Origin of the sequence: Methylorubrum populi (genome assembly GCA_036946625.1) — a bacterium.
In the GTDB taxonomy this organism is placed as follows: Bacteria; Pseudomonadota; Alphaproteobacteria; order Rhizobiales; family Beijerinckiaceae; genus Methylobacterium; species Methylobacterium populi_C.
In genome coordinates this window covers 1,901,934-1,925,026 of sequence record JAQIIU010000003.1, presented here as the reverse complement: position 1 = coordinate 1,925,026, position 23,093 = coordinate 1,901,934, and the positions used below count along the sequence as shown (strand labels likewise).

At 69.4% G+C, this 23,093-nt stretch carries 22 protein-coding genes; 8 read left to right on the top strand and 14 right to left on the bottom strand.

Annotated features, from left to right (window positions below):
* Nucleotides 1-106 precede the first annotated feature (106 nt).
* Both phbB and PGN25_20440 read right to left on the bottom strand, forming a co-directional pair.
* Nucleotides 107-835 carry an acetoacetyl-CoA reductase gene (gene phbB, locus PGN25_20445; protein ID MEH3119885.1) on the bottom strand — a complete coding sequence of 243 codons (729 nt, stop codon included), beginning with the start codon at nucleotides 833-835 and terminating at the stop codon, nucleotides 107-109.
* Nucleotides 836-1,094: 259 nt separating this feature from the next.
* On the bottom strand, nucleotides 1,095-2,279 hold the full coding sequence (locus tag PGN25_20440) for an acetyl-CoA C-acetyltransferase (protein MEH3119884.1): 1,185 nt from the start codon (nucleotides 2,277-2,279) through the stop codon (nucleotides 1,095-1,097).
* A gap of 392 nt (nucleotides 2,280-2,671) precedes the next feature.
* On the opposite strand from PGN25_20440, the gene phaR reads away from it, so the two are divergent.
* The gene (phaR, locus tag PGN25_20435) at nucleotides 2,672-3,268 is read left to right on the top strand and encodes a polyhydroxyalkanoate synthesis repressor PhaR (GenBank protein ID MEH3119883.1); all 597 of its coding nucleotides are present in this window, start codon (nucleotides 2,672-2,674) and stop codon (nucleotides 3,266-3,268) included.
* A gap of 493 nt (nucleotides 3,269-3,761) precedes the next feature.
* Nucleotides 3,762-3,887: a hypothetical protein gene (locus PGN25_20430; GenBank protein MEH3119882.1), complete on the top strand. Its 126-nt coding sequence runs from the start codon at nucleotides 3,762-3,764 to the stop codon at nucleotides 3,885-3,887.
* 42 nt (nucleotides 3,888-3,929) lie between these two features.
* Here the strand turns inward: PGN25_20430 and rpmF are convergent, their stop codons facing one another.
* The 4 genes from rpmF to PGN25_20410 all read right to left on the bottom strand — a co-directional run bounded on the left by rpmF (nucleotide 3,930) and on the right by PGN25_20410 (nucleotide 7,222).
* Entirely contained in the window at nucleotides 3,930-4,118 is a 189-nt protein-coding gene (gene rpmF, locus PGN25_20425) for a 50S ribosomal protein L32 (protein ID MEH3119881.1), read from the bottom strand.
* A gap of 574 nt (nucleotides 4,119-4,692) precedes the next feature.
* Nucleotides 4,693-5,619, bottom strand: coding sequence for a transglycosylase SLT domain-containing protein (locus PGN25_20420; GenBank protein ID MEH3119880.1), 927 nt, complete (start codon nucleotides 5,617-5,619; stop codon nucleotides 4,693-4,695).
* 247 nt (nucleotides 5,620-5,866) lie between these two features.
* Nucleotides 5,867-6,670: a Cof-type HAD-IIB family hydrolase gene (locus PGN25_20415; GenBank protein MEH3119879.1), complete on the bottom strand. Its 804-nt coding sequence runs from the start codon at nucleotides 6,668-6,670 to the stop codon at nucleotides 5,867-5,869.
* Between the two features lie 9 nt (nucleotides 6,671-6,679).
* Nucleotides 6,680-7,222 (bottom strand): gluconokinase, encoded by a 543-nt coding sequence (locus tag PGN25_20410; GenBank protein MEH3119878.1) that lies wholly within the window; start codon nucleotides 7,220-7,222, stop codon nucleotides 6,680-6,682.
* 276 nt (nucleotides 7,223-7,498) lie between these two features.
* On the opposite strand from PGN25_20410, the gene PGN25_20405 reads away from it, so the two are divergent.
* Both PGN25_20405 and PGN25_20400 read left to right on the top strand, forming a co-directional pair.
* Complete coding sequence (locus tag PGN25_20405) at nucleotides 7,499-8,665, top strand: polysaccharide export protein (GenBank protein MEH3119877.1); 1,167 nt, start codon at nucleotides 7,499-7,501, stop codon at nucleotides 8,663-8,665.
* A complete protein-coding gene (locus PGN25_20400) occupies nucleotides 8,662-9,378 on the top strand; it encodes a phosphorylase (protein ID MEH3119876.1) in 717 nt (238 codons plus the stop codon). The genes PGN25_20405 and PGN25_20400 overlap by 4 nt, the downstream gene beginning before the upstream one ends.
* 318 nt (nucleotides 9,379-9,696) lie before the next feature.
* Here the strand turns inward: PGN25_20400 and hpnH are convergent, their stop codons facing one another.
* The gene (gene hpnH, locus PGN25_20395; protein MEH3119875.1) at nucleotides 9,697-10,860 is read right to left on the bottom strand and encodes an adenosyl-hopene transferase HpnH; all 1,164 of its coding nucleotides are present in this window, start codon (nucleotides 10,858-10,860) and stop codon (nucleotides 9,697-9,699) included.
* Nucleotides 10,861-11,572: 712 nt separating this feature from the next.
* On the opposite strand from hpnH, the gene PGN25_20390 reads away from it, so the two are divergent.
* From PGN25_20390 to PGN25_20380, 3 genes are read left to right on the top strand one after another with little or no spacing between them, the layout of a single operon-like run.
* Nucleotides 11,573-14,221 (top strand): MMPL family transporter, encoded by a 2,649-nt coding sequence (locus tag PGN25_20390; protein MEH3119874.1) that lies wholly within the window; start codon nucleotides 11,573-11,575, stop codon nucleotides 14,219-14,221.
* Nucleotides 14,222-14,268: 47 nt separating this feature from the next.
* A complete protein-coding gene (locus PGN25_20385) occupies nucleotides 14,269-14,535 on the top strand; it encodes a type II toxin-antitoxin system prevent-host-death family antitoxin (protein ID MEH3119873.1) in 267 nt (88 codons plus the stop codon).
* A gap of 2 nt (nucleotides 14,536-14,537) precedes the next feature.
* A complete protein-coding gene (locus tag PGN25_20380; GenBank protein MEH3119872.1) occupies nucleotides 14,538-14,861 on the top strand; it encodes a hypothetical protein in 324 nt (107 codons plus the stop codon).
* 235 nt (nucleotides 14,862-15,096) lie between these two features.
* Here PGN25_20380 and hpnK read toward each other — a convergent pair whose 3' ends face one another.
* The 5 genes from hpnK to PGN25_20355 all read right to left on the bottom strand — a co-directional run bounded on the left by hpnK (nucleotide 15,097) and on the right by PGN25_20355 (nucleotide 20,552).
* Complete coding sequence (hpnK, locus tag PGN25_20375; protein ID MEH3119871.1) at nucleotides 15,097-15,936, bottom strand: hopanoid biosynthesis-associated protein HpnK; 840 nt, start codon at nucleotides 15,934-15,936, stop codon at nucleotides 15,097-15,099.
* A 124-nt stretch (nucleotides 15,937-16,060) separates the two neighbouring features.
* Entirely contained in the window at nucleotides 16,061-17,485 is a 1,425-nt protein-coding gene (gene hpnJ / locus PGN25_20370; GenBank protein MEH3119870.1) for a hopanoid biosynthesis associated radical SAM protein HpnJ, read from the bottom strand.
* Nucleotides 17,486-17,537: 52 nt separating this feature from the next.
* A complete protein-coding gene (hpnI, locus tag PGN25_20365; GenBank protein ID MEH3119869.1) occupies nucleotides 17,538-18,734 on the bottom strand; it encodes a bacteriohopanetetrol glucosamine biosynthesis glycosyltransferase HpnI in 1,197 nt (398 codons plus the stop codon).
* 82 nt (nucleotides 18,735-18,816) lie between these two features.
* A complete protein-coding gene (locus tag PGN25_20360) occupies nucleotides 18,817-19,434 on the bottom strand; it encodes an ABC transporter substrate-binding protein (protein ID MEH3119868.1) in 618 nt (205 codons plus the stop codon).
* A complete protein-coding gene (locus PGN25_20355; GenBank protein ID MEH3119867.1) occupies nucleotides 19,425-20,552 on the bottom strand; it encodes an HpnL family protein in 1,128 nt (375 codons plus the stop codon). The genes PGN25_20360 and PGN25_20355 overlap by 10 nt, the downstream gene beginning before the upstream one ends.
* A gap of 211 nt (nucleotides 20,553-20,763) precedes the next feature.
* Between PGN25_20355 and PGN25_20350 the strand changes: the two genes are divergently transcribed.
* The gene (locus PGN25_20350; protein ID MEH3119866.1) at nucleotides 20,764-21,957 is read left to right on the top strand and encodes an amidinotransferase; all 1,194 of its coding nucleotides are present in this window, start codon (nucleotides 20,764-20,766) and stop codon (nucleotides 21,955-21,957) included.
* A gap of 237 nt (nucleotides 21,958-22,194) precedes the next feature.
* Here the strand turns inward: PGN25_20350 and PGN25_20345 are convergent, their stop codons facing one another.
* Nucleotides 22,195-22,407: a hypothetical protein gene (locus PGN25_20345; protein MEH3119865.1), complete on the bottom strand. Its 213-nt coding sequence runs from the start codon at nucleotides 22,405-22,407 to the stop codon at nucleotides 22,195-22,197.
* 68 nt (nucleotides 22,408-22,475) lie between these two features.
* Nucleotides 22,476-23,087, bottom strand: a complete 612-nt coding sequence (locus PGN25_20340; GenBank protein MEH3119864.1) for a glutathione S-transferase — start codon at nucleotides 23,085-23,087, stop codon at nucleotides 22,476-22,478.
* Nucleotides 23,088-23,093 lie beyond the last annotated feature (6 nt).

Here is a 23,093-nt window from a genome sequence, read left to right as displayed (position 1 = left end):
TTCGGGCAGGCGAGCACGCTTGCCGCGAACTTGTCGCGAAACGGCGAAGGCCGCCGGCCCGTCGAGCGGGCCGGCGACCTTCATAAGGGGGAGCCGAGGCTGGCGATCAGACGAAGTGCTGGCCGCCGTTGATGGTGAGCGTCGAGCCGTTGACGAAGCCGGCCTCGTCGCTGGCGAGGTACTCGACCGCGTGGGCGATCTCGTCGGCTTCGCCGAGGCGGCCGGTCGGGATCGTGGAGATGATCTTGTTGCGGATGTCTTCGGCCACGGCCATCACCATCTCGGTGGCGATGTAGCCGGGGGCGACCACGTTCACGGTGACGCCCTTAGAGGCGCTCTCCTGCGCCAGTGCCTTGGCGAAGCCGATCACGCCGGCCTTGGCCGCCGAGTAGTTGGTCTGGCCGGCCTGGCCCTTCTGGCCGTTGATCGACGAGATGATGATGATGCGCCCGAAGTTGCGCGAGCGCATGCCCTCGATCAGCGGCCGGGTGCAGGTGAACATCGAATCGAGGTTGGTGCGGATCACCGCCTGCCACTTCTCGAAGGTCATCTTGTGGAAGGCGCCGTCGCGGGTGATGCCGGCGTTGTTCACCAGGATGTCGACCGGCCCGAGCTCGGCCTCGATCGCCTTGATGCCGGCCTCGCAGCTCGCGAGATCGCCGACGTCGAACTTGAACACCGGGATGCCGGTCTCGGCCTTGAAGGCGTTGGCGGCCTCGTCGTTGCCGCCGTAGTTGGCGGCGACCTTGTAGCCCTTGTCCTTCAGGCGCTTCGAGATCGCGGCACCGATGCCGCGCGTTCCGCCCGTGACGAGGGCGACGCGTTCCTGAGCCATGGTTTCCTCCGTGCTCCCGTATCGGGTTTTTGTTAAGCCGGTTCGCGAAATACCCGCTAGGCGTGCGGCCGACAGGGCAACGATCCTGTCACCGCTTTCGCTGAAGCGGGCACCCGCCCATCATCCCCGCCTGTGTGGTCGGGCGTCCGTGGGCCTGCATCGCATTTAAATTTCACAAACCCTCAAGCTCATTTCGTCAAATTCTGCTTGAGGTCCGAGGTGGAAGGGCGTCGAGCGCCCTCCCCTCGGCGCCGATCGCTCAGATGCGCTCGATGCACATGGCGACGCCCATGCCGCCGCCGATGCAGAGGGTGGCGAGGCCTCGTCTGGCGTCGCGTCGCTTCAACTCGTGCAGCAGGGTGATGAGGACGCGGGCGCCGGAGGCACCGATCGGGTGGCCGATGGCGATGGCGCCGCCGTTGACGTTCACCTTCTCGTCGTCCCAGCCCATGTCCTTGTTCACGGCGAGCGCCTGGGCGGCGAAGGCCTCGTTGGCCTCGATCAGGTCGAGGTCGGCGGGCTTCCAGCCGGCCTTGTCGAGGGCCTTGCGCGAGGCCGGGATCGGGCCGGTGCCCATCACCTTCGGGTCGACGCCCGCGGTCGCCCAGGAGACGATCCGGGCGAGCGGCTTGATGCCCCGGCGCTCGGCTTCCGAGGCCGACATCAGCACGATCGCCGCGGCGCCGTCGTTGAGACCCGACGCGTTGGCGGCGGTCACGGTGCCGTCCTTGGCGAAGGCGGGCTTGAGCTTGGCCATCGCCTCGACGGTGGCGCCGTCGCGGATGTACTCGTCGGTGTCGACGACCGTGTCGCCCTTCCGGCCCTTCACCGTGACGGGGGCGATCTCCTCCTTGAACCGGCCCTCCTTGCGGGCGGCCTCGGCCTTGTTCTGCGAGCGGACCGCGAACTGGTCCTGCTGCTCGCGGGTGAGCTGGAAGGCCTGGGCGACGTTCTCGGCGGTCTGGCCCATGTGGTAGCCGTTGAAGGCGTCCCACAGGCCGTCCTTGATCATCGTGTCGACGAGCTTCAGGTCGCCCATCTTCTGGCCGCCGCGCAGGTACTGCGCGTGGGGCGCGAGCGACATCGATTCCTGGCCGCCCGCGACGATGACGGTGGCGTCGCCGTTGGCGATCTGCTGCATGCCGACGGCGACGGTGCGAAGCCCCGAGCCGCAGACCTGGTTGAGGCCCCAGGCGGTCGCCTTCTCCGGAATGCCGGCGGCGATGGCGGCTTGGCGGGCCGGGTTCTGGCCGGCGGCGGCGGTGAGCACTTGGCCGAAGATCACCTCGTCCACGTCGTCCGGGGAGACGCCGGCGCGCTCCAGCGCGGCCTTGATCGCCACGGCGCCGAGTTCGTGGGCGGGCACGGCGCCGAAGGCGCCGGCGAACGAGCCCACCGGCGTGCGGGCCGCCCCGACAATGACGATATCTTCGCTGGCTGCCATCGTGACGTTCTCCTCGTTCGGCGGCGCGATTTTGGTAGACCGGATTGACCGATGCGCGGCCTGCCGTTCTCCGGATGAAGAGCGCACGCCCGGCGAAGTCAAGCGTGCTTGCGGACAACCCGGCGGGAACGTCTCCTCGGCACGGCCGGATTCTATGGGACAGGGAGAAATTGCTGTTTTCGCCGCGTCGCGAAAGCCTTAAGGTTGCTGCGAACGATGACAGGACCAAGCTTGCGTAAGAGCGCCTCACGAAACTCCCGTTCGCCGACCGTGCTCACGCGAGGCGCGGCGGCGCGGCGGGCGTTTCGTGAGAGACGCTCGGCAGGCATCCGATCATGGCGGAGCGTTCGGCTTTGCGCGGACTCATGACCGAAGCGGGAGGTGTCGCAAAGATGGCCGAGAACGGCAGGGCGCATCAGACCGTCATCAAGAAATACGCCAATCGCCGGCTCTATCACACCGGCACATCCACCTACGTCACGCTCGAAGACCTCGCGACGATGGTGCAGAACGGCGAGGACTTCATCGTCTACGATGCGCGCTCGGGCGACGACATCACCCGCTCGGTCCTGACGCAGATCATCTTCGAGCAGGAGAACAAGGCCGGCGAGGACAATCTCCTGCCGGTGGCCTTCCTGCGCCAGTTGATCCGCTTCTACGGCGACAGCATGCGCACGATGGTGCCGAGCTTCCTCGAATTCTCCATGGCGAACTTCGCCAGGGATCAGGACGGTCTTCGCGAGAAGCTCGCCCAGAGCTTCGGCCCTTCCGCCTTCCAGCAGGCGCTGCAGGAGCAGGTGCGGGCCAACATGACCTTCTTCGGCGACGCGATGAAGATGTTCACCGGCGGCTTCGGTCCCCCCGCCCCGCCGTCGAGCCCGGCTCCCGCCGCGCCGCCCGCCCCTGCCGCGGGTTCGGGCGACCTCGACGAGCTGAAGAAGCAGATGGCGGAGATGCAGGCCCGCCTGGAATCGCTGGCGCGCAAGTAGCGCCACGGCGGTCCCGAGGCTGCGAACTCGGGTTCAAGGCGCTTGCGGACCCTCACCGATCCATCGCCGCCCTCATTTCGGGGCCGCGCAGCGGAACCCGGACATCCACCCGCGATGCGTCGCCGAAGCATGGCGTCGAGACCGGTCGGGGATTGCACGCCTCCGGCGCGCCCCTTCGTCCGGGTTCGCAGCATTGACGATGGTCCCGCTCCTGCGCTGTATTCCGCGCGCGAAGAGCGCGGCGGACTTCAAGGCGGTCGCGTCCGGGCGATGGCCCTGCCGGACGGCGCGAGACGGATCGTTGAGATCCGGTTAACGTCGGCCCCGGCCTTGCACGAGAATGCGTGCGAGGCCGGAGGCGCGTGGCATGGTGGATCGTTCCGAGACGGATTGTGCCGAGCCGGGCCGCCCCGCCGATTCGGTTGCGCCTGCGCGCGACCTCGTGCCTGTGTCGGCTTCCGGCGCCGGCCGGCGTGTCCAGGGGCGCCGCCCGATGGCCGGCTTCCTCACCCAGTTGATCGTCGGCGCCGACCCGGCCCTGCGTCCCGCGCGCTCCGAACGCACGAAGGCCGCGGCCGCGCTCTACGCACGGGCCGCGGCCTTCGGAAAACGAGCCTGACCACCGGGCTTGATCATCGAAACGGCCGGTGGCGGCCGGCGATCACGCCTCGGCGGACTTCACCTTCAGCACCTGGCGACCGCGGTACATGCCGGTCTTCAGGTCGATGTGGTGCGGGCGACGCAGTTCGCCCGAATCCTTGTCCTCGACATAGGTCGGGGCCTTGAGGGCGTCGGCGGAGCGGCGCATGCCGCGGCGGGAGGGGGAGGTCTTTCGCTTCGGAACGGCCATGGGAGTGTACCTCAGGCAAAAAGGGCGCCCGAGGCCCATCCCCTGAACCGGGGGATCGCCGATGGCACCGCGTTGAGTGACGGAGATTCGAGGCGGGCTGTATAACCGCAGGAACGGCGACTGGCTAGAGTGCCCGCCGCAGGGCCATCGCGCGAAGCCGCGTGAGCGGTTTCGTGGTGCCAAGGGACACGACCAAGAGCGCCGCGCGGAGCGGGCTTTTCAGGACGGAAGGCCTGAAAAGCGTCGAGCGGAGCGAAAGCCTGAGCCCGCGGACGCGGGCGCCAGCGTCTGAGGCTTATACCGTTTCCGCTTGATTGCTTCGGGTTCGGCCACCCTCCGTCATCGCGAGCGGCCGCGAAGCGATCCAGGGCGCGACAGGTCCGGAAAGGGCGCGCCCTGGATCGCCACGGCTTCGCCTCGCGATGACGCAGGACAGGCCGAACTCATCAACCGGATGGCGTATTACAAAAAACGCAGAGCGACCGCTTCAAGCGATTGCTCTGATGCCCACCGCCGAAGCGGGGGCCGGCACAAGAATCCGGGTCTGCCCGCCGGCTCTGAACAGGGAAAGGTCTTACGGCGTGCCGGGGGCGGCCGAAGCCTCCAGAATCGGGGCGGGCTCGGCGGTCTTGCGGGCCACGGCGACGGGTGGCCGGGCGATGGCCGCGAGCACGGTCTCGGAGGGGCGGCGCGGCGGCAGCGGCACCTCGACGGTGTCCGTCACGGCGCCTTGCACGGCGCCTTGCGCGGTCGCCTGGGGAACGGTCTGTCGCGGGGGTTGCTGGGCCTGGGCCGGCTGTGCCGGGAGCGTCGCCGCGGCCGGGGCGGACGGCTGAAGGCTCGCGACCTGCACCGTTTCGGTGCCGGAGAGCGCGCTGGGCCGGCGCGGCGGCAGGGGCACTTCCACGGCGTCGGTCGGGGCCGGGCCCGGCGCGGCGTAGGCCAGCGCCTGCGTGCCGGCGGTCGGAGCGCCGCCGCGCCGGGCGAACAGGCCGTCGAAGCCGTTGGCCGATTGGGCGGACGCGTTGGCGGTGGCCGGTTGCGCCGCCGCGGCGATGGTCGTCGCGCTCTCGTCGTCGGGCGGCGTGGCGTCGATGCCGAGGCGCTTGGCGGCGTAGTAGTAGCCGCGATTGTAGTAGCGGTAGGCCTGTTCCAGATCGCCCCTGGCGGCGCGGTAGGCGCCGGCGAGATAGGCGATGCCGTATTTCAGGTTGGTCGCGGGGTCGTAGAGCCCGGCCGCGTCGCCGGTATAGCCGAGGCCGCGGGCGGTGGCGTGCTTGATCTGCATCAGGCCGAGCGCCGAGCCGCCCTTGGCGCGGGCGTTGTAGTTGCTCTCCCGCTTGACCACCCGGTGGACGAAGGCTTCCGGCACCTTGTTGGCCCGGGCCTGCTCGGCGATCAGCGCATCGATGTTGTCCCGCGCCGCCTCCTGCGCCGCCTCCTGGGCGAGGGCCGTCGCCGGAACGGCGGCGGCAAGCAGGACGGCGAGGAGAAATCGCATGGGAGACCCGGTCGTTTTGGGTGTCTCGCGAGCCTCCCGTCGATCGGCAGACCGCCCCCGAACGGGGGCGTCCGCCGCGGGAGCCTCACGGGCATCACTCGTTACGGCTCAGTTTGTCCGCCTTGCGTCGGTGCCAAATGAGGCGGGAACGTGGAGCCGGGCCAAATCCCTGCGGATGCCGGGGCTCGCGGCGCCGGCCCTGTCGCACGATGGGCACAGTCCCCTTCCCTCGCGGCGGCGGCCGGCCTCAGGTGTCCCCGAGCACGAACCGGTCGATCGCGCGGGCGAAACCGTCCTCCGCGTTGCTCGCGGTGACGGCCGAGGCCGCCCGCCGGACGGCGGGGGCGGCGTTGCCCATGGCGATCGAGAGACCGCTCTCGCGGAACAGGGCGATGTCGTTGGCCGCATCGCCGAGCGTGGCGATGCGCGCCCGCCCGATGCCGAGGCGCCGGCCGAGATCGGCGACGAAGCTGCCCTTGTCGATGCCGGGCGGCGTCACGTCGAGATAGTAGGGCTGCGAGCGGTGCACGGCGGCTTGGCCGTTCAGTTCGGCCGCGAGGGCCTCCTCCAGCCGCGCCAGCCCGTCATGGTCGCGGCTCACCCCGACGATCTTGGCCGCATGTCCGAGCAGGGGCGCAAGGGTGGAGACCACCACGGGGTCCGCCCGCAGGGTGCGGCGTTCGAGGTCGGCATAGGGCGCCTGCCCGTCGCGCAGGTTCCAGGCGCCCCCTGCGAACACCCAGACGTCGATGCCGGCCGCGTCGAGCCGCGCCACCGCCGCCCGGGCGACCGCCTCCGGGATCAGCCGCTCCGAGATCGGCGCGAGGTCGGGGCCGCAGACGGTGCTGCCGTTGAAGGCGCCCATCGGCAGCCGCAGGCCGAGCGCTTCGGCCAGATGGCGCAGGCCGACCGGCGGGCGGCTGGAGGCCAGGGTGAAGCCGATCCCCGCGTCCCCGAGCCGCCGCACCGCCGCGACCGCGGCCGGCGTCAGTTGCTTGTCGTCGGTGACGAGCGTTCCGTCGACGTCGGAGACGACGAGGGCGATGTCCATGAAGGGGTCCTATCCGCAGAGGTCGCCCGGAGGCAGGCCGAGCCGGGTGGCGACGGCCGCGACGATGGCGTCGGGTCCATCCTCGATGCCGACGGTGATCGGGTCTTCCTCCGGCCCCGGCGGTTCGAGGGCGGCGAACTGGCTGTCCAGGAGCGAGGCCGGCATGAAGTGGCCGTGCCGGGCCCGGACCCGGCCCTGGATGACGTCCCGGCTCCCCTCCAGGAAGACGATCCGCACCGGCGCGCGGTCCCCGGTCAGCGCCCGGCGGTAGGCGCGCTTGAGCGCCGAGCAGGCGACGACCGCGTTCTCGCCGGCCGCGAGACGGGCATCGATCCACGCCCGGATCCGTCCGAGCCACGGCATGCGCGCCGCGTCGTCGAGCGGATGTCCCTCCCGCATCCGGGCGACGCCCTCGGGCGAATGGAAGTCGTCGCCGTCGGCGAAGCGCCAGCCGAGCCGCTCGGCCAGCAGCGCGGCCACCGTGCTCTTGCCGGAGCCCGAGACGCCCATCACGACGAGGACGGTCGGGGCGGAGGATCGCGGCACGTTCATCCGGCTCCCTGAAAGCTGTTTTCCCATGCTCCGACCGCCCTGCCCCTTCGCGGGCGGAAGACGCCGGGTCCGACCGCTTCAGGTAGCGGACCTTGGCGGCGGGACCATCCTCCCTCCGCGGCCTCGCGTCGCCGAGCGGAAGAAACGGGACAGGTGTGGGCTTCGGGGAAAGGACCGCCGGTTGCGTGCTCCCCGGCCCGGTGTGGCGGCCTCGCCACGGACAGCTTGGCCGGTTTGGGCTACCCACCCCATGAGGAAAACCGTCAGGCGATCTGAATGCGCGCTCTTGCCACCGTCCTCCTCACCGCCCTGGCGGTGTCGGGGTGCTCGATCCTGCCGGCTTCGGGCCCGACCACCTCGGCGATCGAGAGCGGGGCCGACGTCGCCACCGCCGAGGGCCTGTTCGCGCGCTACGAGATCATCGACGTCACCCCCGCCATCGTCGAGTCCCTGCGCACCCGCCCCCTCGACAGCCTCCTCGTCACCTTCGGCGACAACCGCCCGGCGCTCGAACCCGTGATCGGCGTCGGCGATTACGTGGCGGTGCAGGTCTGGGAGGCCGGTTCCGGCGGCCTGTTCTCCGGCCCGCTGGTGGCCGACCGCTTCTCCGCCGGCTCCAAGTCCGCCCTCATCCCCGAGCAGGTGGTCGGGCCGGACGGCGCGATCTCCGTGCCCTATGCCGGCCGCATCAAGGTCGCCGGCCGCCGCACCCAGGACGTCCAGGCGCTGATCGAGGCCGACCTCGCCGGCAAGGCGATCCAGCCGCAGGTGCTCGTCTCCGTCACCAAGCCGGTCTCGCAGTCGGTCTCGGTCACCGGCGAAGGCGCCATGGGCATGCGCGTGCCGCTCTCGGGCCGCGGCGACCGCCTGCTCGACGTGATCGCGCTGGCCGGCGGCGTGCGCACGCCGGTGGCCGAGACCTTCGTGCGGCTCTCGCGCGGCAACCGCACCGTCACGGTGCCGATGAGCACCGTGGTCGCCAACCCGCGCGAGAACATCTTCGTGCGGCCGAGCGACACGCTGACGCTGGTGCGCGACCCGCAGACCTTCCTGTCGGTGGGCGCGCTCGGCAGCACCACCGAGGTGCCGTTCTCCGCCGACGGCCTGACGCTGTCGCAGGCGCTGGCCCGCGCCGCGGGCCTGCGCGAGACCCAGGCCGATCCGGCCGGCGTGTTCCTCTTCCGCTACGAGCCGTCGGCGGTGGTGCGGCGGCTGCGCCCGAACTCGCCGCTGCTGGCCGCGCCCCAGGTGCCGGTGGTCTACCGGGTCAACCTGCGCGACGCGCAGGGGCTGTTCCTGACCCAGAGCTTCCGCATGCGCAACCGCGACCTCGTCTACGTGTCGAGCTCGCCGTTCGCCGAACTCGGCAAGGTGCTCGGCGTGTTCTCGACCGTGGCCGCCCCGATCGGCGCCGGCGCCTCCATCTACACCGTCACGCGGTGATCCGGCGCGCGGTATCCGGGTCCGAGAGGGCGTCCCTGGGCAAGGCGTCCGTTCTGGCGGTCGCCGGGCTCGCCCGCGAGGCGCGCATCGCCACCGGGCCTGGGGTCGAGACGATCCAGGCCGGCGGCAGCCCCGCGCGGCTGTGGGCAGCGCTCGACGGACGCCCCTCCGTCGGCCTGCGCGCCGTCGTCAGCTTCGGCATCGCCGGGGGGCTCGATCCCGCCCTGCGGCCGGGCGACGTCGTCGTCTGCACGCATCTCGACGCGGATGCGCGCCTTCCCGCCGATCCCGATCTCGCCCGCCGCCTGTCCGAGGCCTTGGGCGGATCGGCGGAGCGCGTCGCCGCTGGCGGCCTCGCGGGTTCCGACGTCGCGGTGATGACGGTCGCCGACAAGGCGGCGCTGCGCGCGCGCACCGGCGCCCTGGCGGTCGACATGGAATCGCACGTGGCGGCCGCCTACGCCGCCCGCCATGCCCTGCCCTTCGCCGCGCTCCGCGTGGTGTGCGATCCCGCCGAGCGCGCCCTGCCCGCCTTCGCGGCCGCGGCCCTGACGCCGGAGGGCGAGCCGGACATCCGGGCCGTTCTCGGGGCGCTGCTGCGCGGCCGGGCCCGGATCGGCGACCTGATCCGGCTCGGGCGCGATTCCTCGGCGGCCTTCGCGGCGCTCGCCCGCTGCCGCGCCCGGCTCGGCCCCGGTCTCGGGCTGTCCTGATACGATATCCGGTTGATGACTTCGGCCTGTCCTGCGTCATTGCGAGGCGAAGCCGTGGCCATCCAGGGCGCGCCCTTTCCGGACAGGGCGCGCCCTGGATCGCTTCGCGGCCGCTCGCGATGACGGAGGGGGGGCGAAACCCGAAGCGATCAATCGGAAACGGTATGAGTCCTCGCCCGGCCGTGCCGACGAGCTCGCGAGAACGCACGGGGCGGGCCGCGAAACGGTGGATCGCAGCCCGCGCGGCGCTTGAGCGAAGCCGACATCCGCCATCCCGAAGGGATCAATCGGATGTCGGATGACGCGAAACGACCGGGCTCAGGCCGCGGTGCGCTTGCGGGCTTCCTGCTTGGTGTCGACGCCCGAGGCTTTGATCTCGGACAGCTTCTGCGCGACGTTGCGGGAGAACACGAACTCGGCCGGGCGCTGGTTCTCCAGGCTCACCTCCGGCGCCATGTCGCCCTCGGTCCTGATGCCGCGGATCGCGTGCACCAGCGGCTTCCAGGGCTTGCGCACGGAATCGACCACCGAGGAGGCCTCGTAGCCCGAGTGGACCATGCAGTCGGCGCACTTCTCGTAGTTGCCGGTGCCGTAGGCGTCCCAGTCGGTCTCTTCCATCAGCTCCTTGAAGGTCGCGGCATAGCCCTCGCCGAGCAGGTAGCAGGGTTTCTGCCAGCCGAACACGGTGCGGGTCGGGTTGCCCCACGGCGTGCAGTGGTAGGTCTGGTTGCCGGCCAGGAAGTCGAGGAACAGGCCCGACTGCTGGAAGGTCCACTTCTCGCGGCCCTTCTCCTTGCCGTGGCGGAACACGCCGCGGAACAGATCCTTGGTCGCCTTGCGGTTGAGGAAGTGCTTCTGGTCGGGCGCGCGTTCGTAGGCGTAGCCCGGCGACACCGTGATGCCGTCGATGCCCATGCGGGTCACCGAATCGAAGAAGTCGGCGATCTTGTCGGCCGAGGAATTGTTGAAGAAGGTGCAGTTGATGGTGACCCGAAAGCCCATCTCCTTGGCCTTCGCGATGGCCGCGACCGCCTTGTCGTAGACGCCGCGCTGGCACACCGATCCGTCGTGCATCTCCTTGTCGCCGTCGAGGTGGATCGACCACGTGAAGTACGGGCTCGGTTCGTACTCCTTGATCTTCTTCTCGAGCAGCAGCGCGTTGGTGCAGACGATCGCGAACTTCTTCTGCGCGATGATGCCCTGCACGATCTGCGGCAGATCCTTGTGGAGAAGCGGCTCGCCGCCGGCGATCACCACGACGGGTGCGCCGCACTCGCGCACGGATTCGAGCGCCTCGCCCACCGGCAGGCGCTTGTTCAGGATCTCGTCGGGGTAATCGATCTTGCCGCAGCCGGCGCAGGCGAGATTGCAGCGGAACAGCGGCTCCATCATCATGACGAGCGGGTAGCGCTTCCGCCCGGTGAGGTGCTGCTTGAGGATGTAGCCGCCGATCTTCGCGACGTACCGTATGGGGATTCCCAAGACGCGGCTCCTTAGATGCTCTGGTTCCGGACTTAGCCGGGCTGCTTAGCGTGAGAAGGACAGGAATTCCAGCGCATTAGGCTGGAACCGTTCCGAGACGGCGCTTCCGCGGCGCGATTTGGAAGGACTGTGGCGTGCCGGTCTCACGGCCGGCCGTCGGCTCCGGGGACGAAGCCCGCGGCCGCACGATCCGGAAACGGGTACGATCTGCTGATTTCCGCCTTCTGCGGCGGATTTTTGACCTTTCGCGATGCTCGTTCGAACCGCGCGGGTGTCAAAGGGATCACGATTTCTCGCGCGTCCCGGTTCGATCGGGCACGAACCCGACATGCTTGTGCGAAGCGGTATCGCCGCGCAATCCGGTTGCAGTGCGCAATCGCACCGTCGATGCCCGAGTCGGCACGATTCCGAGGGCGCGTTGCATTCCCTCGCCGGGACAAGTAGGTAGCGCGCCAACGACACGGATGATCGGCGTGGAGTCTCTCCTGCGCGGTCCGTGTCCGCCGGGACGAGGGGCCGCCGACAGGCGGCATCCATCCGGTTTTCCCGCTCGCGAGGGTCACGTCCCGCGAGCCATGACGAGGATCGATTCGGCGCGTCGCCGCCTGCTGAGGACGCCGCGTCCTGTGTCGCGGGTAGAGGACGGGACAAGACATCCCGGCCCGTCGTCACGGGAGGTGGAGGCCGGATCGTTAGGCAGGCAGGGTTTTACGTGATCGAACGTCTCGTCGCGTTTTCCGTCCGGCGCCGCTGGCTGGTACTGGTGGCCGCGGCGCTCCTCACGGTCGCGGGCGCGGGCGCGGGCGCCCACCTGTTCCGCATCAACACCGATGTCGAGCGGCTGATCGAGCCGAGCGTGCCGTGGCGGCAGGACGAGATCGCCTTCGAGAAGGCGTTCCCGCAACGGACGAACCTCGTGGCCGCGGTGATCGACGGGCAGACGCCGGAGATCGCCGAGGAGGCGGCCGTGCGCTTCGCCGAGGCGTTGAAGTCGCACCGCTCCGAGATCGAGACGGTCTACCGGCCCGACGGCGGCCCGTTCTTCGACCGCAACGGCCTCCTGCTGATGTCGCAGGAGGAGCTGGAGCAGACCACCCAGCGCCTGATCGAGCAGCAGGGTCTGCTCGGACCGCTCGCCGCCGACCCCTCCCTGCGGGGCGTGATGCGTGTGCTCACCCTCGGCGTGAAGGGCGTGAAGAGCGGCGACGCCAAGCTCGAAGACCTCGCCCAGCCGATGGGCCAGATCGACGAGACCCTGCGCAAGGTGCTCGACGGCCAGCGCGCCCGCATGTCCTGGCAGACCCTGCTCGCGGGCGGGCGCAGCGAGGTCACGGACACGCGCAAGTTCGTGATGATCCAGCCGGTGCTCGACTACAACGCCCTGGAGCCGGGCCGCGAGGCGACCAGGCTGATCCGCCGGGTCGCCGCCGAGCAGAACATCGACGCCGCCCACGGCCTGCGCGTCCGCCTGACCGGACCGGTGGCGGTGGCCGACGACGAGTTCGCCACGCTCGCCGACGACGCCTTCCTGAACTACTCGCTGACGACGGCCGCCATCGTCCTGTTCCTGTGGCTGGCGCTGCGCTCCGCGCCCCTCGTCGTCGCGGTGCTGATCACCACCTTCTCGGGGCTCGTGGTCACGGCGGCCCTGGGCCTCGTGCTCGTGGGCGAGCTGAACCCGATCTCGGTGGCCTTCGCCGCGCTGTTCGTCGGGCTCGGCATCGATTTCGGGATCCAGTTCGCCGTGCGCTACCGCGCCGACCGGTACGAACTCGGCGATGTCGAGGCCGCGATCCGCGGCGCGGCGCGGGGCGTCGGCTGGTCGCTGACGCTGGCCGCGGTCTCGCTGCTCGCCGGCTTCTTCGCCTTCCTGCCGACGCAGTTCCGCGGCGTGTCCGAACTCGGCCTGATCGCCGGCGTCGGCATGATCGTGGCCTACCTGTTCGCCCTCACCCTGCTCCCGGCCCTGATCGCCGTGTTCCATCCGCGGGGCGAGAAGCGGGCGGTCGAGACCACGTGGATGGCGGGCGTCGACCACTGGATCGTCGAGCACCGCAAGTGGGTGCTGATCTTCGTCGGCCTGATCACGCTCGCCGGCATCCCGCTGCTCCTGAAGCTGCCGTTCGACTCCAACCCGATGCACCTGCGCAGCCCGAAGGTGGAATCGATCGCGACCTATCTCGACCTGATCAAGGACCCGGCCACCAGCCCCAACACCATCGACGTGCTGGCGCCCGACGTGGAGGCGGTGCCGGCGCTGTCCGAGCGGCTGATGAAGCTCGACGCGGTGGCCAAGGTGATCTCGATCGACACCTTCGTGCCGCGCGACCAGGACCAGAAGCTCGCCACGATCCAGGAGACGGCGCAGCTCCTCGGCCCCGCCCTCAACCCGGCCCGCAAACCGCCGCCGCCGACCGACGCGGAGAACGTCAAGGCGCTCAAGGACACGGCCGCGGCCCTGAAGACCATCGCGGGCGACAAGGAGGCCGGCGCCAGGGCCGCCGGCCGTCTCTCCGACACGCTCGACACCCTCGCCGCCGCCCCGGCGGAGAAGCGCGAGGCGGCGAGCGTCGCGCTCACCACCGACCTGAAGACGCTGATGAGCCGTCTCTCCGGCCTGCTCGACCCGAAGAAGATCACCCTCGACACCCTGCCCAAGCCCCTCAGGGCGGAGTGGGTGACCGCGGACGGGCGCGCCCGCATCGAGGTGCACCCGAAGGGCAATTCGAACGACGATCAGGTGCTGCGCCGCTTCGCCAAGGAGGTGCAGACGGTCGATCCGCACGCCACCGGCGCGCCGATCGCCACGACGGAGTCGAGCTACACCATCCTCGGCGCCTTCGTGCAGGCGGGCCTGACCGCTCTCGCGCTGATCTTCATCCTGCTCTCGGTGGCGCTTCGCAAACCCTGGGACGTGGCGATGACGCTGGGGCCGCTGGTGCTGGCGACCCTGTGGACGCTGATGGCGCTGAAGGTCATCGGCATGCCGCTGAACTTCGCCAACATCATCGCCCTGCCGCTGATGCTGGCGGTGGGCGTCGCCTTCCACATCTACTACGTCATCGCGTGGCGCGCCGGCGTCGTCGACATGCTGGCCTCCAGCCTGACGCGGGCGATCTTCTTCTCGGCGCTGACCACCGGCACCGCCTTCGGCTCGCTGATGCTGTCGAGCCATCCCGGCACCGCCAGCATGGGCGAACTCCTCGCCCTGTCGCTGTTCTTCACCCTGGTCGCGGCCTTCTTCGTGGTGCCGGCCTTCCTCGGGCCGCCCCCGAAGCAGCCGGACCCGGACCGCCCCGAGGGCCGGGACGCCGGCCGCCCTCCGGGCGAAGTGGCACGCGAGCACGCGGCGGTGAAGTGAGAGGTGGGCTGGACCATGAAGGGTCCAGCCCTTACCTTTCAGGGATCATGACGACGATTCCGCTCGAAGCCCTCGAACCCCAGCTTCAAACGCTGGTTCGCCGCGTCGAGCGAGGGGAGACGATCGTTGTCACGCGTGACGGCAAGCCGATCTTCGATCTCGTGCCGCGTCAGCGCAAGGGCGGGATCGACTTCGAAGCCGGACAGGCTTTTCTGCGCCAGCACGGGATCACGAATCCCTTCCCCTCCGTCGCAGACGACTTCGACGATCCGCTGCCGGAGGATTTCCTGATCCGGCCGCTGCCCGAAGCGTGAGATTGCTTCTCGACACCCATGTCCTGATCGCCCTCACGCAGGGACGGCTTCCACTCGTCTACCCGAAGATCGCCGCTCTGCTGGAGCGCAATGACCCAATGGCCTGGGCGAGCGTCGTCAGCCTCTGGGAGATCGCGATCAAGACACGCTTGAACAAGCTCGCTCCAGGCATCGCTCTGGAGAAGCTGGCCTCGTTCTTCGAACTCTCGCGGCTCAAGATCCTCATCGTCGATCAAGCTCATGTCGTGCATGAACTTGAGGCTCTGCCGGCGCTCGTGACCCGTTCGATCAGCTTCTGCTCGCGCAATGCGCGGTCGAGAACCTGAAGCTCGTGACGGTCGATCGAGCGTTGCAGAGTCACGCTCTGGCTCTCATACGCCATCCGGTTGATGACTTCGGCCTCTCCTGCGTCATCGCGAGGCGAAGCCGTGGCGATCCAGGGCGCGACCTTTCCGGGCAGGTCGCGCCCTGGATCGCTTCGCGGCCGCTCGCGATGACGGAGGGGGGCGAAACCCGAAGCGATCAATCGGAAACGGTATCAGGCTGTCCTGAAGTGCCGCCTTACCCGAAATCCGAAAACCCGCCCAGCCGCGCCCCGCTTCGCTCGACGGCCTCCCGCGCCTCCGATGCCACCAGCGCGTCGCGCTCGGCGGCGTAGCGGTAGCCCGGCGCCTCGCCCGGAAATCCGCCCGCGGTGGCGGGGTGGGTGTAGAGTTCGGTCAGCCCGTCCGGCAGGTGGCGCAGCAGGGCGGTGACGCGCTCCGGCGTCATCGCGCCGGACCATGCGAGGCCGAGCGTCCGGTCGGGGATCAGCAGCCCCGCCTGCCGGGCACGCACGGCGAGGAGCGCCGCCCAGGGCGCGGTGTCGAGGGCGGGTTTGGCCCGGAAGCCGGGCTCGGCCCGGCGGAGCAGGTCGCGCGGCTCGCGCGGCACCCGCAGCGCCCGCATCCCGAAATCGCGGCCGATCCGCAGCACCATGCCGGCGATCAGCGGGTGGATGTGGAAGTGCTTGTGGGCGTTGACGTGGTCGAGCGGCAGGCCGGTCGCGCGAAAGGCCTCGAACTGCGCCCGGATCTCGGCGGCGAGCTGCCGCCGGGCGCTCGCCTTCAGGGCGAGGTCGAGGCCGAGGCGTTCCATGTCGCGGCGCATCAGCCCCTGCGCGTCGGTGAGATCGGGAAGCGCTTCGGGCGGCAGCGTCGGCCACGCCTCGACCAGCACGAGGTGCAGCCCGACCCGCAGGGACGGCATCCGCCGCGCGCGGGCGACGGCGTCCGCCGCGCCGGGGGCGGAGACCATCAGGCTCGCGGCGGTGAGGATGCCCTCGCGATGGGCCTGCTCGACGGCTTCGTTGACCGCGCGGCTCAGGCCGAAATCGTCGGCGGTGACGACCAGTCGCTTCACCAAGGTTCCTTAGTCAGGGGTGTCGAGAGGGCAAGCCCTCTCGCGGGTCCAGGGCGGAGCCCTGGAAACGAGGAAGGCCGGGCTTACGCCCGGCCTTCCTCGTTTACTCGCATGCGCGTCAGCGTTACGCGGCGGCCTTGCGGTCCCGGAGGAAGTGCCAGAACTCGACGCCCTCGCGCAGACGGCGCTTCATCATGTCGGGGGAGCGGACCATCTCGTTGACGATCGAGGCGATCTTCGGGGCGCGGAAGTAGAATTTCCTGTAGAACTCCTCGACCGCTGCGAAGATCTCGGAGTGCGACAGGTGCGGGTAGTGGAGAGGGGCGATCTGCACGCCGTTCTCGTCGACGAGCTCGGCGTTCTCGACGTCGAGCCAGCCGTTCTCCACCGCCTGCTTGTAGAGGAAGGTGCCCGGATAGGGCGCGGCCAGCGAGACCTGGATCGTGTGCGGGTTGATGCGCTTGGCAAACGCGATCGTCTCCTGGATCGTCTCCTTGGTCTCGCCCGGCAGGCCGACGATGAAGGTGCCGTGGATGGCGATGCCGAGGTCGTGGCAGTCACGCGTGAACTTCTCGGCCACCTCGACGCGCATGCCCTTCTTGATGTTGTTCAGGATCTTCTGGTTGCCGGACTCGTAGCCGACGAGGAGCAGGCGCAGGCCGTTCTCACGCAGCACCTTCAGGGTCTCGCGCGGCACGTTGGCCTTGGCGTTGCACGACCACGTCACGCCGAGCTTGCCCAGCTCGCGGGCGATCTCTTCCGCACGCGGGAGGTTGTCGGTGAAGGTGTCGTCGTCGAAGAAGAACTCCTTCGTCTGCGGGAATTCCTTGAGGCAGTACTTGATCTCCTCGATCACGTGGGCCACCGAGCGAGTCCGATAAGTATGTCCGCCGACGGTCTGCGGCCACAGGCAGAAGGTGCAGCGGCTCTTGCAGCCACGGCCGGAATAGAACGAGATGTAGGGGTGCTTCAGGTAACCGATGAAGTACTTCTCCATCTCGAGGTCGCGCTTGTACACGCTCGTGACGAAGGGGAGCTGGTCCATGTCCGTCATGATCTCGCGGTCCTCGTTGTGGACCACGACGCCGTTGGCGTCACGATAGGACAGGCCCTTGATCTCCGACATCGGCACGCCCTCGGCGATGTCCTTGACGGTGAAGTCGAATTCGTTGCGGGCACAGAAGTCGATGCACGGGGCCTGGGCCATGGCGCCGGCGGCGTCGACCGCGACCTTGGCGCCGATCAGGCCGGCGATGAGCTTCGGGTTGGCGCGTTTGAGCGCCTCGACCGTCTTCACGTCGGACTTGAAGGACGGGACCGAGGTGTGGAGCACGACGAGGTCGAAATCGTCGGCCTGGGCGACGATCTCGTCGAGCTTGATGTTGTGCGGGGGCGCGTCGATCAGCTTCGAGTTCGGCACCAAAGCCGCCGGCTGGGCGAGCCAGGTCGGGTACCAGAACGACTTGATCTCGCGCTTGGCCTGGTAGCGGGAGCCGGCACCGCCGTCGAACCCGTCGAAGGTGGGGGCCTGCAGGAAGAGCGTGCGCATGGGGTTCAAGGCCTCAAGGCTCGAGACGGTATTGACGTGAGGTGTTGGGAGCTCAGACCGAGGTGGCGCGCGACTCGCGACCGAGGCCGTGCTCCGGAATCAGCGTACCGTCCGCAACCACACGGTAATCGTGACCTTTCCATGTCACCGCACCCGAGACGAAGCTCCAAGTGAAGTTGATGAAGGACAGCATGTCGCGAATCGGCAACAGCCAGTAGGCGTGGGGCCGCAAGCCGAAGGCCCGCTCGATGCGCAGGCACAGCAGGATGCGGCAGGCGAGCGCCAGCGCGGCCACCGCGAGCGCACCGGAGCCGGCGCCGGGCATCAGCGCGGCGAGCAGCGCCAGCGGGAAGGCGTGGGTGACCACCGATCCGGCATAGCCCTTGGGGTCGACGTTGCGGATGGTGCGGTTCCAGCGCAACTCGTGCCGCCAGAGGCCGGACAGTTCGGTATCGACGCAGGCATGTCCGATGGTCAGCGCGGGGATCGCCACCGTGCCGCCCTCGGCGCGCAGGGCCTCGCCGATGGCGTAGTCGTCGGCGAGATCGTCCTTGAAGGCGCGGAAGCCGCCGATGCGGGCGAGCGACGCGGCCGTCATGGCGATGGTCGAGCCGAAGCAGGGGCGGGCGAGATCGAAGGTGGTCCCGAGGATGACATTGGGCACGAACTGCACGTCGATGGCGAGCGCCGCGAGCTGGGCGAACATGCCGCGGTCACCCGGCTCGCCGTGATAGAGGCAGGTCACGCCGGTCACGCCCGGCTGCGAGAGGGCGGCGACGACGCGCTCCAGATAGTCGGGTTTCACCGACATGTCGCTGTCGGCCAGCACCACGACCTCGTGGGCGATGCGTTCCGACATGTTGACGAGGTTGGAGACCTTGCGGTTCGAGCCGTGCTGGCTCGCATCCACCACGAGGTCGAGGCGTCGATGCGGATGGGCGGCGCGCAGGCGCTGCACCACGGCGATGGCGGGATCGGCGGCGTTCTGGACGCCGAACACGATCTGCACCGATCCGGCATAATCCTGGCGGCAGAAACTCTCGAGATTCCCGTAGAGGTCCGGCTCGAGGCCGCACAGCGGCTTGAGGATCGTCACGCCGGGGCGCGGCATGTCCGGGGCGAGCGTCGCCTGAGACCGCGCGGCGAAGCGGCCGGTGAGCCAGGCGGCGAGCCCGGCGTAGAGGCAGCCGGCGAGGGCCATCAGCAGAAGCAACGGCGCGATCCAGGCCGGCAGCTCGTTCAGGTCCATGGCGCGGCGTTGCTCGCTGCTGTCTTCGTTGCCGGGGCCCGCCGCGGCGGGAGACGTGTCGGTGAGCGTTAAGCGCTGAGTCTCACGGCGAGACTTTGGCGGCGAGCATCCCGTCGGTGCGTTCGCGCATGAATTTCAGCAGGCCGTCGGCTCCACCCTTGAGCGGATCGGTGAAGCTCGCCCGCATCGAGGCGACCTCGCTTACATTGCCGTTGAGCAGCACGTCCTGCGCCTTGTCGCTCGCGTTGACGACGTAATCGACTTCCGAATCGTCACCGTCCTTGTTCGAGACGCGGGTGGAGACGACGCGGTTGGAACCGCGCGCCTCGCTCTGCGGCTTGATGTCGAACTTGCCGCCCGCCGCCTGCGAGAGGCGGTTGGCGTAGAGGGTGACGAAGTACTTGCCGAAGGCCTCGGTGAGCGCCTGCTGCTGCTCCGGCTTGAAGCTCTTCCATTTCGGGCCGACGGCGGTGCGCACCATGACGGGCGTGTCGAAGGTTTCGGCCAGGGTGTCGCCGACGACCGCGAGACGGCTCTTCAGGTCGCCTGCGCCGTTCTTCAGCGCTTCCTCGAACTTGGCGTAGAGGCGCTTGATCGGCTCGACCGCCGGATCCTCGGCGGCACGGACGACCCGCGGCGTCCCCGCCGAGACGGCGAGCGCGGCGGCGGCGGCGAGGAGAGAGCGGCGGTTCAGGCGCACTTCCGGAGCGCTCCAGCTTCGTTGTCGGAGGAGAGGGCGGGCGCCGGGCTCCGCGGGGCGGCGAAGCCGTAGGCCGGAGCGAGCGCCGCCAGCCCCTGGCGGCCGAGCCGCGCCCGGATCGCCCCCAATCCCTCTCGCACGGTCTCGGCGCCGTCGGCGTCGGCTGCGGTCTTGCGTTCCATCAGGTTCCACAGGGCGAGGCTCGGCAGGCCGACGGCGAGGTCGGCGACGCGCTTGACCAGCGACAGGGCGAGCGCGGCCTCGGCCGGGATGCCGAACAGGGCGCACAGGGCGATCAGGCCGCCCTCCTGGGCGCCGATGGCGCCGGGCACGACGAAGGCGGCGCCGCGCACGGCCTGGGCGAGGCTCTCGATCACCAGGGCGTCGAGGAAGCTGATGGAATGGCCCATGGCGTTGAGGGCGACCCACACTTCCACCGTGCCGGCGACCCAGCCGGCGAGATGGACCAGCAGGGCGCCGCCGACGCGGGCCCGGTTGCCGTAGAGGCGGCGCAGGTTCTCGTAGAGCACGTCGATGGCGCCGAGCGCGCGCCATTCGCGGCCGGCGGCGAAGCGGCCGAGGGCCGCCTCGATCAGGCGGTGGCCGCTGCGGCGCTGGATCACGTAGAAGGCGGCCAGCGCCGGAACGGCGATCAGCACCCCGCCCGCGACGGTGCGGACCAGCGGCCCGTCGCCGGCGATCCGGATCAGGAGGAGAAGGCCGGCCACGGTGAAGACGAGCTGGGTGACCGCCTGGGTCATCAGGTCGACGAACATGCTGGCGCCGGCCATGCCGCCCGGCGTGCCGCGGCGGGTGAGCAGGCGTGCGCCGATCAGGTCGCCGCCGACCTGCGCCACCGGCAGCAGCGTGTTGATGCCCTCGCGCACGAAGCGCAGCGAGATGCAGTCGCGCAAGGTGGGGCCTGCGCCGCGGGGGAACACCGCGTGCCAGCCGAGACCCGCCCAGGCGACCGCGGCGAAGCGGGCGAGCACGACGGCGAGCGTCCCCCAGCCGGCGCCGACGACCGCAGCGGTGACATCGGACACGCCGGAAGACAGGAACAGCGCCAGCGCCGTGCCCAGTCCAACGATCGATGCCAGTGTTGTGAGACGCTTCATCAGCCTCTTTCGATGATCGGCGAAGGCTTGTGTTGTCGAAATCCCACCAGGAGCGGCCAACTCAGCGTGACCAATGGTGGGGAGCGTCACGGCAGGTTGCAGCTTTGACCAGCGCTGTCTATCACCCGATTGACACACCGGGGAGCAAAGCGGCGCCCGCGGTGGACGCCGACGACGATTGTCGCGAGATGCCGCTTCTAGGGAGCCTCAAATGGATCGCGAGCCGCAGATCACGGCGGATTCCGCCCTGATCGACGACGCCTCGGCGAACGGCTTTTCGCAGGGCCACGGGGGTCGTCACGCGCTGGGAGGGCATTCGCCCGCCCCCCGCAGCCCGGTGATGGCCTGGAACGAGTGGGATCCGCTGGAGGAGGTGATCGTCGGCTCCCTCGACGGCGCCACGATCCCGACCCATCACCTCACCGTGATCTTCAACCTGCCGCGGGCGGCCCAGCCGTTCTACCGCTTCGCCTCCGGCTGGAAGTACCCGAAGTTCATGAAGAGGCTCGCGCAGCAAGAGCTCGACAATTTCATCGCGATCCTGGCCGGCGAGGGCGTGACCGTGCGCCGTCCCGATCCGGTCGACTTCTCGAAGAAGTTCAAGGCGCCGCGCTGGACCTCGCGCGGCTTCTGCGTCGCCTGCCCGCGCGACCCCTATCTCGTGATCGGCGACGAGATCATCGAGAGCCCGATGTGCTGGCGCTCGCGCTACTTCGAGGGCGATGCCTACCGCTCCCTCTTCAAGGAATATTTTCGCAACGGCGCGCGGTGGACGTCGGCACCGCGTCCCCAATTGACGGACGATCTCTACAACTACGACTACCGGGTGCCGAACCTGAAGGCCGGCGAACCGATGCAGTTCACGGTCAACGAGTTCGAGCCGGTCTTCGACGCCGCCGACTTCGTGCGCTGCGGCCGCGACCTGTTCGTGACCCGCTCGAACGTGACCAACCTGATGGGCATCGAGTGGCTGCGCCGCCACCTCGGCCCCGGCTTCCGCATCCACGAGATCGAGAGCCGCTGCCCGCAGCCGATGCACATCGATTCCTCGTTCATGCCGCTGGCGCCGGGCAAGGTGCTGGTCAACCCCGACTACATCGACGTCGAGCGGCTGCCGGCGGTGCTCAAGAAGTGGGACGTGCTGATCGCCCCGCGCCCCGATCCCGTCTCGGGCTTCATGAGCAAGATCTCGATGTGCTCGCCCTGGACCTCGATCAACGTGCTCGCCATCGACGAGAAGAAGATCGTCGTCGACCAGAGCCAGCCGACCCTGATCAAGGCCCTCAAGGACTGGGGCTTCGACCCGATCCCGGCGCCGTTCCTGTCCTACGGCCCGTTCGGCGGCTCGTTCCACTGCGCCACCCTCGACGTGCGTCGCCGCGGCGTGCTGAAGTCCTACTTCTGAGGGATCGTCCCGCCCGCGGGCGGGGCGTTTCATCGAGCCGGAGCCTGCCGCGAACGCCTCGCGGCGGGCTCTTTTCGTGTCCGGTCGCCGTCGCGCTCCTGGATTGCTTCGCTGGCGCTCGCAATGACGGTGCGGGTGTCCTTTCCGTCATTGCGAGGCTTCAGCCGAAGCAATCCAGGAGCACGGCGATTCAGGATAAGGCGCTGAGCGAAAAGCTTTTCCGACGCTCGTAAAACCTTACTCGCCGACGAACCGCCCCGGCAGGCGCGTCGCCCGCCGATAGGTCGTGCCCGCGAGCGTCAGCGCGCCGCCAAGCTGCAAGAAACCGTTCTCGGCGAGCCCATCCGGGGCGAGATGGGCCTGGAGGGCGAGGCGGGTCAGGGCGTTCAGCGCGACGACGCCGAGGCAGAAGACGGCGGATGCGAGGGCGGCGGCGACGAAATCGGGCATGGCGGGCCTCCCGGGAGGGACGGCCCAAGCTTAGCAAGGGCCGAGCCAGCCGGAAGATCGCCGGAAGGCTACCCGGCCGGCGGGCGCGTCGCCACGAGGGAAGGCCGCTCCCCGAAGCGGGCGAACCACGCGGCGAGCCTCGGCGCGTCGTCGCGCCAGGCGATGTCGGAGAAGCGCAGGTCGAGATAGCCCATCGCGCAGGCGAGCGCGACGGTGCCGATGTCGACGCGCTCGCCGAGATCGCCGGCATGGTCCTCGAACCACGCGAGCGCGCTCTCGATCTTGGCGGTCTGCCCCTCGATCCAGGCCGCCGAGCGCTCGGATTCGGGCCGTGCGGTCAGTTCGTAGCGGATCAGCAGGGCGGCATCGAGCACGCCGTCGGCGGTCGACTGCTCGTTGAGCGCCCGCCAGCGCGCGGGGCCCTCGGCCGGGAACAGGCGCCCGCCGCCGAGCGCGTCGAGATATTCGCAGATCACCCGGCTGTCGGCGAGGCTCTCGCCGGTGTCGAGGATCAGGGTGGGCACCTGGGCGAGCGGGTGCCGCGCCAGCACCGAGCGGTCGCGCTTGACCGGGTGGACGGCGCTCGGCAGCAGCGCCAGCCGCTCGGCGAGGCCGAGTTCGTGGGCGACGACCATCACCTTCCGCACGAAGGGCGAGCTGTGCGAGTGGAACAGCTTCATCGGCTT